Here is a 13647-nt window from a genome sequence, read left to right as displayed (position 1 = left end):
GTCCGACTTCGCCCTCAGAAAGTCCAGTGCCGGCGCTGCACCTGTGGGGTATCCGCCAAGCGATTGGTCTGGCGGTGGCGGCCGCCATCCTCTTGGTTGTGACCATGGTGGTGTTTGCGCTCTGGTACGCGGGGTGGCCAGGCATTGAGCGGGCTTCTGTCGTCACGCCAGGCACTTTGTTCGATCTTCTGAAACTAGTTTTTGCTGTGGTGGCAGGAATTGGTGGAGTCGCGGCTCTGGTTGTTGCTTATCGCCGGCAGCGAGTGGCAGAGCACACCAGTCAGTTGGCCGAGTTTTCTCATGAGCTTGCTCATGCTGCCGACCAAAGGGCCGAGATAGCGAAGGCGCTCGCCCAAGTAGCGGATGATCGAGCGCAAGTTGAAGCTGAGCGAAATGGTGTAAGGCTCTTCAATGAGCGATTCGCCAAAGCGTCCGAGCAATTGGGATCCGATAAGGCGGCAGTGCGCCTGGCCGGAGTCTACGCCATGGCTGGCCTAGCTGACGATTGGAAAAACGGGAGACAGACATGCATCGAAGTTCTTTGTGCTTACTTGAGGATGCCCTACGCACCGCCCCCGGATATTGAAGGTAACGATCGCAGCGGGAACGTTGGCGAGTGGCGTGGGGAGAACCTGGCCGCACGTCAAGAGCGCGAAGTCCGCCATACGGTCATTCGCCTGATCGGTGATCGTCTTAAAAGGTCGTTGGGTGATGAAACGTCGTGGTGCGCCTACGACTTCGACTTTACTGGCGCGGTGTTTGATGGAGGTAGCCTGGCGAACGCCACCTTTAGTGGCGGGCGAGTCCTATTTATTGGCGCAACGTTTACGTCTGGGGCCTTGCTGCTTGAAGGTGTCAACTTCGACCATGCGTATGCCTGCTTCAACGATGCTGTTTTCAACAGTGGTGTGGTCTCGTTCATCGGAGCTACCTTTGACGGTGGGCAGTTGGCATTTATAGGTGCTGTCTTCAACGGCTCGATAGTCGACTTTACTAACGCCACCTTTAGTGAAGCGAACGTGAACTTCCAAGACGCGACTTTCAGTGGCGGAAAAGTTGATTTCACGAGCGCCGCCTTTAACGGTGGCAAGCTGTCGTGTCAAGCGGCGAAGTTCAACAATGGGGAACTCGGCTTCTATCGAGCTACCTTCGATGGGCTTGAGGCGACTTTCTTGGCTTCAGTTATTCGTGGAGGCGTTGTTTCATTCGTCGGTTGCCGACATGAATTAGGTGAACTCTACTTCGGGGGAGTGCGAGTTATTGGCGGGACTGTCGATTTTTCAGGTGCTGAGCTTAGGGGTGGAACCGTCGACGTAGACGGATCAATATTGGAGGGTGGCTCCATGCTCTTCGACCAGGTGCTTCTTATTCGAGGTGGGATCTACTTCGGTGGGGGGTCGAGGTTGACCGGCACGATGCTGTCCTTCCGTGCTGCCTACTTCGAGGGTGGAGAGGTTTGGTTCACCGCTGTCCATGTCGATGTGCCACCCGTGTTCGACGGCTGGGCCGATGCTGCGCCCACAGGTCTGCGCCTTCCGTAGTGCCGCCCTGTGTCACATCCGTGTCGCGCACTGAGGTACTGAGGGCATTAGTGCTGGTCAGAGGCTCGGGCTTGGCGCTCTGTAAATCCGTCGCGAAAGCTTCAGAGGTTCGAATCCTCTACCCGCCACCAGGAGCACCAACGGCCCCTGACCAGCAGGAATGCTGATCAGGGGCCGTTGTCGTTCGTCTGGCCGAGTCCGGCTGCGTCCAACCGTTGACGACTGGTTGTGGGCAAATGGTGGGCGGGTCGATCTTGTCTCTGAGGGCTCCTCTGGGGCTGTGACTGCTGGCGTTGGTGGCAGCTTGCCTGGCTGGCGTGGGCCGTGGGCGGAGCGACCGGCTGAGGGCTCTGCACTGGCGTATCGCTGGCGGCGGGAGGTAGGCCGGGGGCAAGCCAGTCCCGGGGTTGGACTGGCGCGGCAGCCGGAAGCCCCGACCCTCGACCATGCCGACCCGTCCGGCTTCCGTACCGCCTGGCCGTGGTCGTGCTGCTCTCTGGATCCGCGGGTTCGGGGGCGGCGGTCCGGCGGCAGTCGGTGGCTCTCCGCCCCGGCGCCGGAGGCGGCCGGGGCGGCTTGCCGCCGGCCGGGTTACCGCCCCGCGTCGCGCGGAGCGCGGCGCCTTGATCCAGAACAGAGGAAATCGGCAACAACACCTACTCAGCGCACCTACTCGCCCGTCATGGGTCGGCCTTGGGCGCCACGGTTTATGCGGCCCGGGACTCGAACCCTGAACCCCTCCGGCAGTCTGTGGATTATCGCAGATCGGGCGGATCGGCGTCCTGACCTGGGTGGCGCTTCCTGTTGCCTTACACCGGTCAACAGCTTTTCTCGGCGTCAGTTGTGCCCGGCTTGTGCCCGATGATCTCATCGGTGCATCGCTCGCCGTCGAGGTGCAGTCAACAGGATTGCAAAGTCGCGACGGCCGACCGTGCTGTGGCGATCACAGGCTGCCAGCACCGCCCGGACCTGCTCATGTCCAGCCGCCCGCGGCCGGGCCAGGTTGCGGGGCCGACCACGTCCGGCCGGGACCGCCCCGGCCAAGCCGACCGGAACATGCCCGGCAACGTGCAGGAACCGCAGCAACGACCGCAACGCGGGCAGCGTCACCGTGTCCACCGCCGTACTACGCCGCCGCGTATTCCAGTCCCGCACGAAATCGATGACCTGCCCGGCCGACAGCCGCGGCAGCACACCCTCCAGCGGTCCGGGCAGCCAGGTCAAGAACATCCGAGCGCACCGCAGGTAGTGCCTCACCGTGCCCGCGGCCAGCCCGCGTTCGTCCTCCAAGTACCGCTGGTACTCACCTATCAGCACGTCCACCGGTTCCACCGCAGCCGTCACCGCAGGCGGCGGAACCGTCCCCAACCGGCGCAAATACGTCAGCAGCGGCGTCAACGCCCGCTCACCCACCCCGGCCCGAACGCCGGCCGACCGACGCTCTCGCAGGAACTCCCGCACGACCTCCCTGGTCAACTCACCCGTGGCCAGCCCACGGGCGACCAGCCAGCCACTCAGATCCGCCAACCGGCGCGCATGGTCAACGATCGTGTCCGGCGAGAACCCCTGCTCCGCCAGATCCTCGCGCAGGCCGTCGGCGAACGGCGCGAGCGGCCCCTGCACCACGATCCGTCGGCGACGCCGGGCAACATCATTCAGGTCCATGGTCTTCTCCTGTCTATCGATGGACCCCATCGACCAGACACGAGAAACCCTCGACCCCGACGGACAACCGCTGCGTAATGCCGCGCAACAACCAGGCAATCAGCGCCATGACCAGCACCGACCAGGAACAATGCGGCATAACCGCCGGCTCGGCATAAGGCATGTAATGCCGAATTCGGCATTACATGCCCTTCTTTAGGAAGCCGGTCTCGTCAGTGACCAGCACCGCGTCGGGGTGGCCGAGCTGTTCGACCAGCCAGGCCCGAACGTCATCACGGACGGCGTCGGCGTCCCACACCGCTGTGCGCAGCAGACGCTGCATCGCCTGCGGATCGCAGTGGCCAGCCCGCTCGGCAAGTGACCAGCAGGTCTTGCGTTCGGCCTCCGACAGCAGCCCTTCCACGAATTGCCCGGCCGTCCGGCGTGACTCCGCTCGCATGAACCGGCCAGCGACACGCGTCACCGCCTCGTCCAGGATGACCCGCCACCCGGCGGGGTCTACGCTGCGGCACACGGCCACCGCACGATCTTCGGTTGTCCTCACAAACCATCGATGATCAACGCGGTGGCCGTCCTCATGCCCACGCCACGCCCAACGCCGAAGCCAAGTGACGCTGGAGTATTAACCAGGTCCTCGTGAACCAGGGGGAGAGAGGACCCCCCGTTGAGGGTCTTGAAGACCTACGACTTGGCGCACGATTGATGCCTGGTCATGGCTGAACGACCGGGCCGCCGGCATCGCGGCCGGGCTCCGGGGGTACGACGATCAGCACCGCACCAGTTTCGGGCCGATCGCCGTCGACCTGGCGCGGGTGGTGGTGGCAGCGCAGCGAGGTGACGCCACCGAGGCGGTGCAGCGGCACGCGGCGGTGATCCGGCGGAAGGTGTGGTGGCGGCTGCCGGTCGAGTATCGGGGCGCGTACCTGATTGATGCCGCGCGGGCGTACCTCTCGCTGGGTGACCTGCGCGGTGCCGCGCGGGCGCTGGTGGACGCCGACAGCATCGCGCCGGCGGAGGTCCGGTGCCGGCCGGTGGCGCGTACCGTGATCGCCGAGGTCGCCCCGGGGCACCCGGCGCCGGCCGGCGTGGCGCGCCTGGCCACGCTGGTCGGCCTCACCCGCTGACCGGCCGGCCTTCAACCCGACGCGCGCCACCGACCCCGACGTCGGCTCACCTTCACTGGCATCGAACAACGGCCGATCGCAGCGAAGCCCGGATACGGCCATGCGTAAGCCCCGATCGTGCGGGTCGCGGCGCGCCCTCACATCGTCGCCAGAACCTGTCGGCCGTTGGCGAGTCGGGCGCTCTTGGCCTGCTCGTAGCGTTCGATGTCGGCGGAGTGGCTCGCGATCGTGCGCCGCTGGTGCTCCACCATCGCCGCCTGCCAGATCGTCACGAGACCCGTGCTGTCCTTGCAGGCGACGTCGGCCACCGCGGTCCGGCGCTCCACGTCGCTGGGACGGTCGGTGCTCCACCGCGGATCGTCGTTGGCCTGCCAGGGGTCGGCGTAGACGAACCCCTTGCCGGCCATGCACGTCGACCAGGCCCGGAACCCGGCCTGAACGCGCGGGTCCTGCTCTGCCTGATGGCCGGCCTGCAGCGCCATGTCGTACAGGAGCGTCTCGCCGACGGATGGCCCGCCCTCGGCCAGGCGCCGGTTCGCCTCGCCGAGACAGCCGCCCTCAGGGATCCGGCCGCCGGCCGGCACCGGTCCGCCGGCGTCGAACCGGGTGCCGGTAAGCGCCGCCGCCGTCTCCTTTGGGAGCGGTGGATCCTTGTCTTCAGCCGGGTCACCGCCGGATGCGGCGTGGTAGCCGAGGCGCTGTGCCTGGCCGTGCTCCACCAGTCCGTACAACCCGTCCCGCGCGGCAGCCGGGTCGGTGCGCTGCTGTTCCGGCGGCCGGTAGGAGATGCCGAGCCTGCGCATGCAGGCCACGACCAGCTTCGCCTCGGCCCACTGGAGAAGCAGGTCCTCGTCTCCAGACGGAAACAGGCGGTCCAACGGAAGGCTCATGGTCGCCACCGGCGATGGCTCGGCGGGCCGCTGCGCGGGCCCGCTCGGGTCACAAGCGGCACCGGCACCGAGGGCCAGGCAGGCCAGCACGAGGGCCGCGAATTGCCTGCGGATCATGGGCATGAAGACCTCGCTCAGGATGGAGGGGCCCGCGATGCCGCCTACCTCACGGCCGACGCGAGCCCCTCGACGCGGTCCTATGGGCGGCAACGCGTTTGCGGTTGGCCGGCCCAGACGAAGCAGAACGAGCTGAATCGGTCGTTCCAGTTGTTCCCGTTCTGGTCCCGGTCCAGCGTGAGGTTCAGGGCCTCGTCCGACTGACCGCTGTTGGCCTTCTGACGCCAGAAGTAGAGGCCCCGGAAGTTCTCGTGCTCGAAGAGGCGGACGGGATTCACCGGATCGTAGTTGCGCAGCGAGCTGACGTTGTCCTGCAGCGAGCAGTCCGAAGTACAGGCAGCCACGAACGTCCATTGCCGAAAGTCCGCGGTGGTCGCGGCGGTGTCGTAGCGACCGCCGCGGAGGTCGTTGTTCTGCCACATGCACAGTTCGCCGCTCTCGCACACGCCGTTGCGCGACGTCGACGCCTGGGCCGGGCCGGCCACGGCCAGGAGCCCGCTGGCCGCCAGCGCCAACGCACCGAAGAACGCCAGGATTTGTCGCTTCATGAGTCTCCCTTAGCTGTGGGATCTTTGTGCCGGAGCTGAGTGATGAGGTGTTGGTGACACCGGTGTAGATGAGGTCAGTCAACCCTGGTGCAAAGGTTCAGCCGAAACTATTCGAACCAGTTCGAATCGGCCCCACATCATTGGATTTACGGCCCGGCGGTGTCTGCCAGCGTGGTGCCTCGCGTTGTGCGTTGGTACAGAACGTGGCGGCCGTCCCGATGCCTGCTGACGAGCCGGGCGCGGTGCAACGCACCGAGGTGGTAGGAGACCGTGCTGGCCGCCACGCCGTGCCGCGTCGCCAACTCTGCGGTCGAGCGGGCGACCTCGAGGTCCGTGAGCAGTGCGGCGCGCACGGCACCGACCACCTCGGTGAGTCCCCCGGGACCACGGCAGCGGCGGTTCCCGACCCGGCTGGGCGGGTAGTAGATGGTGGCGGGCATCGCATCGTCGATCTGGAACATGAGAGTTGGCCATGTCAGAACGGTGGCCGCGAGCACGAGGTCGTGGTCGGTGAGGTCGACCACGCGGTCATGAGGTGTGTCGATGATCAGCGAATCGCTGGTCCAGTTGACCCGTGGATGGAGCCGGCCGAGTACCTGGCCGATGCCGTTCCCGGCGATGGCCATGGATCGTGCGCCGATGTCGTTGTCAATGACTGTCTGAAGCGCTGGCCAGTCGTCGTGCAACGTCTCCCGCCAGAAGTGTGCGACACCGGCGGCGAGCCGCTGCTGCAGTCGCCCGGCTTCGGCGAGTCGTCGGATACGGTGAGGCAGCGGTCGGCCGCGATGTGACTCCGCGGTGGACAACACCTGGGTGTCAACGGCGTCCTGCGCGGCCGATTCGATCTCGGCGAGCTGGGCGTCCACGATCTCGTGCCACGAACCGAGCCGCGGTTTCGGCGTCAGGAGATCGGGGATGTAGCCGGCTCCCTGAGGTGACAGCAGATCGGCGACCAACGACACGTCGGGATGCCGCAGAGCTCCTCGTGCGACCGGGCCCGGATCACCGAACACCGCGTGCCGGCGGGTGTTCGCGGCGAGGGCCAGCCACGCCATGGCCTCCATGGCCGGTGAAGCCGACCATCGGGTCCTGGCAAGCGTCCGCACGCCGAGTCGCAGAGTGATCATTCGACACTTTACCTGGTCCTCAGTGGATTCAAGCTCTCTCGAGTCGTTTCATCACAGCATGGAAGCGGCGCGGCATGGGGTCTGGTGGACGTGGACACTGTTCGCACCGGCGAAGGTCCGGTGACCCGTACCGTGATCGTCGAGGTCGCCCGGGGGCACCCGGAGCCGGCCGATGATCGGTCGGCGGGGCCGGTCCCGGCGGGGCGGTCCCCGCCGAGAACGGCCCGACCCGCGCGTTGTCAGCGCTCGAACCGGCTACAGGTACGGGCGGGTGATGATCTCGATGGCGTGCCCCGCCGGGTCGAAGAAAGTAGAACCCGCGCCCGCCGTGCTCGGTGTTGGTCTCCCCGGGGCGCTTCATCTGCGGGTCGGCCCAGTAGGTGATGCCTCGCTCCTCGATACGCGCCAGGCACCGCGCGAACAGCTCGTCGTCGACGAGGAACGCGTAGTGCTGCATCTGGATGTCCACCGGCGGCTCGGCGAACTGGAGCAGCACACCTTCGTCGAGCAGGACGTTGGCGAACGGCCCCCACGATGGTGCCTCCGGCAGCTCGAACAGCTCCCGGTAGAACGCGGCCGATGCGCTCTTGTCCTTCGTGGCGATGATCGTGTGGTTGAACGTGACTGCCATGCGTACCGTCTTGCCGGTAGATCCGAAGACCCGACCAGATGCCCGCGGCGTCCACCAGCCGCACCGATGACAAAGCCCCGAAGGCACCGACGCCCCGGACTCCGCGCGAGACACACGTACGTCGTGTTGATCTCGGCGTGGCGGCTGAAGTAGCCACAACCTCCGGGGGGTAGGCCCATCTGGGGCGCGACGGAATGCTAACACGGTGGGTGTGCTCGTCGAGTTGATCACCGCCGCCACGCCGGTCAGCGCGCGCGTTCCGTGAAGCGCGGTCATTTGAAGAACCTGATGCCGAATCCGGTGTTCTTCGGCGGATCGCGACGAGTGGGTCGACCCAGGGCCAACGTTCGTGGTCGAGAATCTAGAGTCGGTGGGATGTGGATCCGGATCGACGGCACCGACCTTCCGGGGCGGCGCGCCGGTGCGGAGGCCGACGCACTGCGGCTCGGCAACGTGCACGTCGGGGGCCAGCGCAAGGCCGAGGTGGTCGATCAGGTAGCGGCCGACGCGGCTAAGGCGACGTGGAGCTTCGAGGTGTCCAGCCGGGAGATTGACGGGATGCTGGATGTCGGCGGACCGTGGGTGCATGGGCGCCCCGGAGCGCGGTTCCTGTATCTGAGCTGGGGCGCGGTGACCGATGACGGCTTCGCGATGTTCAGGCGGGCGAAGCTGATGTTCGCTGATGTTCCGACCGAGCTGCTCCGCGCCGCACACGAGGGCGGCGGGATCCTGGTCGGCCGGCTCGGTCTGACTGATGCCGCCGGCGGGCCGCTGTGCGCTCGGGTCCGCCCTCCCGCCATCGCCTGGACGGTGGAGTGATCGCCGGAGAGTGACCCTGGCCCGGGGCAGATCGAACGCATCTCCCGGTACGACTTCCCCGGTGCGGAAGCGGAGTGGTCTTTCGCCGGTCCACCGTGGCTGCGCGAACGCGCGTTCCACCGTGGTTGCCGATGACGCCAAGGTGTTGGGATCCGCCGTGATGATTGGCTATTCGGCGACCCTGCCCTGGCAGTTCGCGGCCGACCTATCCCGGTCAGCCGGCAGGACCGGCAGCGCTGGGACTTCACCTTCGTGCCCAACACCGACGGACCGATCCTGCCGTGCGCGCCGGTGTGGCGCAGCGCCGGCCACACCGCGCTGGTCCGCGCCTTCGTCCAAGCCGCCCGGGACGCCACATAAATAGCGGTCGAGGGCCGAACAGCCGTCGAACGGCATGGCATCCGCACCGGACTGCGGCATAACCGCCGGCTCGGCATAAGGCGTGTAATGCCGAATTCGGCATTACTTGCCCTTCTTCAGGTCACCGGTGTCATCGAGGATCAGCACCCCGGCCGGGTCGCCGAAGGCATTCACCACGTAGTCGCGTACGTCGTCACGGACCGCGTCGGCGTCCCACACCGCCTCGCCCAGCAGCCGCTGCATCGCGTGCGGCGCGTCCCCGGCCTGCTCCGCCAACTGCCAACACGACCGCGTGTCCACATCCGACAGCAAGCCGAGCAGGAACGAGCGGGCCTGCCGACGCGGCTCCACCCGAGAGAACCGGCCCGCGATCCACGCGAACCCGGTGTCGAACTCCGCCAACCATCTGCTGCCATCCCGTCTGCCGTCGACCCGCCCTCGTGGGGAGCGGGCCGCCGCCCGGCCCGCCACATCAAGCGGGCCTTGACACAGGTTCGGGCGCTGGCGGGTCGGGCGGCGGTCTGCTCGGCTTGCCCGGTCGATGGCATCAGGCGGGATGGCTCCTTCCGCAACCACCCACGGACCGTGACCCGCCGGCGCAGCCCCGGCCATCCTGGAGCCGGAGCGCCCCCGCCGGAGGCGCAGTAACCGCAACCCCGCGACCGCCGCCAGCTCGCCGACGCGGCCGGCGTGCCCTCCCCTACACCGCGCGGGCTCGCGGCCGCGCGGCCCGGCCGGCTGCCGGCCCACCACACCACAAGCCAACGGCCTGTCGTTCTGCGGCGGCCCTCCGAGCTTCCCGCTGTCCGCGCCAGACGCCGGGCGTCAGGCGTGACAGCCGCGGAGCGACAGCGGCAGCGGCCGTCACGCGCCCGGGCTGCGGCGCGTGCGGCCCGTTCAGGGCCGCCTTGAGGATGTATCGAAGGTGCGGACGTATCTACTGGTTCGATTGAAGTAGTCGGTAGGTTCTGACGACTGTTCCGACGGCGCCATTTGATCGGGTGACCCTCTGTTGTTCGATCAGGGTCGTGCCCACATCGACAGCGAAGAGGGCTGCAAGCTCCGGGTCCGCGGGGATCTGGCGTTTTTGTGTTTCCGGTTCGGACCCCTGGTCTAGCCCGCTCTCGTGCCGCCGGGGATTCGCGTAGGTGCCGCGGCCGTGTTCGGTAGCGACCAAGTCCGCTTCCCGCAAGACCGCTATGGCTTGGCGAATTGTGCCGCGACTCGCCCGGAACTCGGCGGTGAGCGTGCTCTCGGTCGGTAGGAGAGCGCCCGGCGGGATGATGCCGCTCTCGATGCGTTCCCTCAGCTCGTCGGCGATGACGCGGTAGCGGGGCTGTCCGTAGTGCGGGGTGGGCACCTGCTCACCGTACCTGGCACTTGTCTTACCAAGTGCCGACCAAGTGGCCCGTTTCGACGTCTAGACAACTCATCCACTTGTAGATACGTTTCCTTATGTGCGGCCAGGGTGACGGCACGTATCAGGGGTGGTGTCGCACCTGCCCTGGTCGTGCCTGACGTGCGGCGTCCTGTCAGACCGGTTGCGGTAGCCGCGCGGACAAGTTGGCTCGGCGATATCCGACGCGTCTGCGTCGGACGGTGCGTCGTGCCTTCATCCGGGCCGGTGGCCGGCTGGATCCCCCGTGGTCGGCCACCGGTCCCCGTCTACTTGTGGAGGTACGATGCCCGGCTCCCATCGTCGACGCCGCTGGTTCTCGTCCTGGTGGTCTCGGAAGTGGCTGCCGACCCGAACCGCCGGCTGCAGGTCTCCATCGGCTCCACCGGCGGTGTCCGTTCCGGCTCCGCCATGGTGGTCGGTGGGGCCGACGCGGGAGTTGCCCGCGTTGCGGTACGCGCCGCTGATGACGCTGGCGCAGACGTACCGGGGCAACGGCGGGCGGTGGCCGCGATGACGCGTACGAGCAGGCCGGCCGGCGCCATGAGTCACCCGGACTGGTGTGCCCCGGACCGCTGCGGCCACCTGGTGCCGCCGCTGATGACGCACATGGCCCGTCGCCATCGTGGTCCGATGTACCGGTTCGGTGACGCTCGAAAGAGCGGCATGGTTGTCACGTACCTCATCGGCGCCGACACCCGGGCGCCCCTTATCGCGGTGCACGCGACCTGCCGGGCCGGCAACGCCTGGGCGGAGCTGTCGCTGACGCAGGCCGCCCAACTGGTCGAGCGGCTCCGCGGTCTGCTGGACCAGGCCGCTGGCGAAGCTGGAGGCGACGATGATTGAGCGCGAGGTCCAGGCCGAGAACGGGCGAGCGGCGTCGACCATGCCTGGCACATGCCCGCAGTGGTGCCGGGGGTGCGGGCCGAACGATCCGATGCATCGGGGCTTTCTCGCCGCCATCGGGCGGGAGCGGACCGGCTGGATCAGTGTCCAACTGCTGCTCGACCGCTTTGCGCGGCGCGACCTGGCGGTGAAGCTCGACGCCACCCGGAACGGTGCCGCCCAATCGGTCCTGCTCACCCGGATCCAGTTGGACCGGCTCATCTACGAACTGACCTACGCGCGACTGGCGATGATGACCAAAGGTCAATCTCTGGAGGGGTGCGATGGGCACCACTGACCGACGGCTCGCCAGGCGGACCCCCTCGCCGAGCAGGCAGCAACCAACGCGGCCTGCGGTAGCGGTCCCTCCGGTTCCCGAGCGGCCCGCCGGCGGGACCACCTGGCAGACGTTGGAACGTCTAGGGGGTACGGTGACCGGTGTGCATGGCCGGGACTGGCGCCCTCGCTACCTGCAACTCGCGGAAGAGTTGCGGGCGAAAATCATGAGCGGTGAGCTGGCGCCGGGCACCCTCATGCCGAGCGAGACCGAGTTGGCCGAGTCGTCCGGCCTGTCCCGCACCAGCGTCCGCAATGCCATCCGGCAGCTTCGTGAATGGGGCTTGGTCCGGGCGGAGCAGGGGCGTGGCACCTACGTGAGGGCACCCCGCCAGCGCGTACGGCGTCGCAACACCGAGCGGTACCAGTGGGAAAAGGATCGCGTCCTGCTCGACGAGGCCGAGCGGTTGAAGACCGGCGCCACCGAACACGACACCGGCCTGACGGTCGATGACCTCAAGTTCCACGCCGAGTACTCCCGCGTGGATGCGGACGACGAGATGGCGACGGCCCTGCACGTCGAGCCGGGTACGCCGCTGCTGCGCCGGGTCTACTGGACGTCCTCGAAGCACGAGAACGCGCCGCTGACAGTGTCGTACTCCTACCTGCCGTACGACTTGGTGGCCGCGAACCCGGACTTGCTCGACGAGGGCAAGGAGCCGTGGCCGGGCGGCACGCAGCATCAGCTCTACACGCTGGGCATCGAGTTGGACCGGATCGACGATGAGGTCCGCGCGCGCCCGCCGTCGCCGGATGAAGCCGAGCTACTGGACATCGACCCGGGCGTCTCCGTGCTCACCGTGCGGAAGACCTCGTTCGACACCAATGGGCGGGTCGTCGAGGTTGCCGACGTGGTGATGCCGGGTGACCGCACCGAGCTTGTCTACTCCCACAAACTCCAGCGGTGGAAAACTTGACGCAGATCGTCTCGGTCATCACTCCGGTCCACGCGCCCAGCATCGAGTACCTTGCTGGCGCCTATGAGTCGTTGAACCAGCAGGAGATGCCTGACGGCTGGGACTGGCAATGGCTCGTCCAGGAAGATGGACAGACCGGCGCGCTCGTTGACGCGCTGTCGGGGGAACCTCGGATCAGTCTCGGCGCCGGTCGCCCCGGCGGTCCTGGTGTCGCCCGTACTCTCGCCCTGTCGCGCGCCGAAGGCAATCTGATCAAAGTCCTGGACGCGGACGACCAACTGACCCCCGGCGCCCTGGCCCGAGACATCGCCGCGTTTGCCGCCCACCCGCAAATCGGCTGGACGACCTCGCGGGTACTCGACCTGCTCCCCGACGGGTCAACCGTGGGGTGGGACAAAGACCCGCCGGAAGGCGTGGTGCCCCGCGGCTCGGTCCTGCCCTTTTGGAAGGCCAACGACTACCGGGCACCCGTTCATCCGGCGACCCTCTGTGTACGCCGGGAGCTGCTCTTCGCCTTGGGCGGCTGGATGGCCCTACCCGCCTCCGAAGACACCGGACTGCTCCTGGCAGCCAGCGCAGTCAGCGAAGGCTACTTCACACGAGAGCACGGCCTGCTCTACCGGAAGTGGCCCGGCCAGGTGACCAGCCAGGCTGCACACCGAGAACCTGCGGAGTATCAGGGACGGATGAAGATCATCGAGGCCAGAGCCAACGCCCTGGCCTCGATGCTGCCCAACGGGCTGCCACTGGCGGCTACGGCGTAGCCTCGTGCCCCGGCATGCCGTCGGTACGCCGCCGCTGCTTCATCTCCGCCTCGTAGATGTGCCGCCGCCCGCCGGCCAGCGTTTCCCGTGCATCCCGCTCGATCTCCTGGAACGTGGCGTAGTAGCCGTCGTCGAACTCCTCCACGATCTGGAACGTCCACCGCCCGGGTAGCAGGTTCCGCCCCAACAGTTCGTGCTCGACCCGGTCGGCCACCTCGTCGTGCCCGGCCTCGCGGAGCAGCTTCACCACCCGATCGAGGGTGAGATCCGCGCCGCCGACGAGCTGGTGCGCCGAGTACAGGTGACCTCGGACCCGGTGGATCGTCTCCAGCGCCTTGCTCAACTCGCCGAGCGCCTCGACGGTCGTGTCATCGACCCCCGCTGGCCGGGAGTGCTCCTCGTCCACTGATGCGTCATGACCTGGCATAGCGCCCGACTTACCCCAAGGCGGGGCTTGGTACCCGGTGAAGAGCGTCCGGACCCCGGGGAAACGCGCCGGGGCAAGGTCCACACGCGCTCTCGCTCGC

Annotated in this window: 16 protein-coding genes; 7 read left to right on the top strand and 9 right to left on the bottom strand. The window is 67.2% G+C overall.

The genetic code is table 11. From position 1 onward, the window contains the following. Positions 1-26 precede the first annotated feature (26 nt). Positions 27-1541: a pentapeptide repeat-containing protein gene (locus OG617_RS10475; protein ID WP_405100801.1), complete on the top strand. Its 1515-nt coding sequence runs from the start codon at positions 27-29 to the stop codon at positions 1539-1541. An 867-nt stretch (positions 1542-2408) separates the two neighbouring features. On the opposite strand, the gene OG617_RS10470 is transcribed toward OG617_RS10475, so the two are convergent. Both OG617_RS10470 and OG617_RS10465 read right to left on the bottom strand, forming a co-directional pair. Further along, on the bottom strand, positions 2409-3206 hold the full coding sequence (locus tag OG617_RS10470) for a site-specific integrase (protein WP_405100799.1): 798 nt from the start codon (positions 3204-3206) through the stop codon (positions 2409-2411). 181 nt (positions 3207-3387) lie between these two features. After that, positions 3388-3726 carry a transposase gene (locus tag OG617_RS10465; RefSeq protein WP_405100797.1) on the bottom strand — a complete coding sequence of 113 codons (339 nt, stop codon included), beginning with the start codon at positions 3724-3726 and terminating at the stop codon, positions 3388-3390. 298 nt (positions 3727-4024) lie between these two features. On the opposite strand from OG617_RS10465, the gene OG617_RS10460 reads away from it, so the two are divergent. Beyond that, positions 4025-4330, top strand: coding sequence for a hypothetical protein (locus OG617_RS10460; RefSeq protein WP_405100795.1), 306 nt, complete (start codon positions 4025-4027; stop codon positions 4328-4330). Positions 4331-4467: 137 nt separating this feature from the next. Here the strand turns inward: OG617_RS10460 and OG617_RS10455 are convergent, their stop codons facing one another. From OG617_RS10455 to OG617_RS10440, 4 genes are all read right to left on the bottom strand, one after another. Then, positions 4468-5343, bottom strand: coding sequence for a hypothetical protein (locus OG617_RS10455; RefSeq protein WP_405100793.1), 876 nt, complete (start codon positions 5341-5343; stop codon positions 4468-4470). A gap of 74 nt (positions 5344-5417) precedes the next feature. After that, entirely contained in the window at positions 5418-5885 is a 468-nt protein-coding gene (locus OG617_RS10450; RefSeq protein ID WP_405100791.1) for a peptidase inhibitor family I36 protein, read from the bottom strand. 146 nt (positions 5886-6031) lie between these two features. Further along, positions 6032-7012: an ArsR/SmtB family transcription factor gene (locus tag OG617_RS10445; protein ID WP_405100789.1), complete on the bottom strand. Its 981-nt coding sequence runs from the start codon at positions 7010-7012 to the stop codon at positions 6032-6034. Positions 7013-7040: 28 nt separating this feature from the next. After that, positions 7041-7643: a VOC family protein gene (locus OG617_RS10440; RefSeq protein ID WP_405100787.1), complete on the bottom strand. Its 603-nt coding sequence runs from the start codon at positions 7641-7643 to the stop codon at positions 7041-7043. A gap of 276 nt (positions 7644-7919) precedes the next feature. Between OG617_RS10440 and OG617_RS10435 the strand changes: the two genes are divergently transcribed. Continuing rightward, the gene (locus tag OG617_RS10435) at positions 7920-8462 is read left to right on the top strand and encodes a DUF5990 family protein (RefSeq protein WP_405100785.1); all 543 of its coding nucleotides are present in this window, start codon (positions 7920-7922) and stop codon (positions 8460-8462) included. Between the two features lie 462 nt (positions 8463-8924). On the opposite strand, the gene OG617_RS10430 is transcribed toward OG617_RS10435, so the two are convergent. After that, entirely contained in the window at positions 8925-9224 is a 300-nt protein-coding gene (locus tag OG617_RS10430) for a transposase (protein ID WP_405100783.1), read from the bottom strand. A gap of 535 nt (positions 9225-9759) precedes the next feature. Further along, positions 9760-10182, bottom strand: coding sequence for a GntR family transcriptional regulator (locus OG617_RS10425; protein ID WP_405100781.1), 423 nt, complete (start codon positions 10180-10182; stop codon positions 9760-9762). 702 nt (positions 10183-10884) lie between these two features. Here OG617_RS10425 and OG617_RS10420 point away from each other — a divergent pair. The 4 genes from OG617_RS10420 (at position 10885) to OG617_RS10405 (ending at position 13120) form a co-directional block, all read left to right on the top strand. Further along, on the top strand, positions 10885-11064 hold the full coding sequence (locus OG617_RS10420; protein ID WP_405100779.1) for a hypothetical protein: 180 nt from the start codon (positions 10885-10887) through the stop codon (positions 11062-11064). Further along, positions 11057-11401, top strand: coding sequence for a hypothetical protein (locus tag OG617_RS10415; RefSeq protein WP_405100777.1), 345 nt, complete (start codon positions 11057-11059; stop codon positions 11399-11401). The genes OG617_RS10420 and OG617_RS10415 overlap by 8 nt, the downstream gene beginning before the upstream one ends. A gap of 133 nt (positions 11402-11534) precedes the next feature. Next, on the top strand, positions 11535-12356 hold the full coding sequence (locus OG617_RS10410; RefSeq protein WP_405100774.1) for a GntR family transcriptional regulator: 822 nt from the start codon (positions 11535-11537) through the stop codon (positions 12354-12356). After that, the gene (locus tag OG617_RS10405) at positions 12344-13120 is read left to right on the top strand and encodes a glycosyltransferase family 2 protein (protein WP_405100772.1); all 777 of its coding nucleotides are present in this window, start codon (positions 12344-12346) and stop codon (positions 13118-13120) included. Before OG617_RS10410 ends, OG617_RS10405 begins: the two co-directional genes overlap by 13 nt. Here OG617_RS10405 and OG617_RS10400 read toward each other — a convergent pair. Beyond that, positions 13110-13547, bottom strand: a complete 438-nt coding sequence (locus OG617_RS10400; RefSeq protein ID WP_405100770.1) for a hypothetical protein — start codon at positions 13545-13547, stop codon at positions 13110-13112. The genes OG617_RS10405 and OG617_RS10400 overlap by 11 nt on opposite strands. Positions 13548-13647 lie beyond the last annotated feature (100 nt).

The sequence above is a fragment of the Micromonospora sp. NBC_01412 genome, assembly GCF_045040215.1.
In the GTDB taxonomy this organism is placed as follows: domain Bacteria; phylum Actinomycetota; class Actinomycetes; order Mycobacteriales; family Micromonosporaceae; genus Micromonospora; species Micromonospora rubida.
The sequence above is the reverse complement of the archived record's forward strand: the minus strand, read 5'-3'. Positions and strand labels throughout refer to the sequence as shown.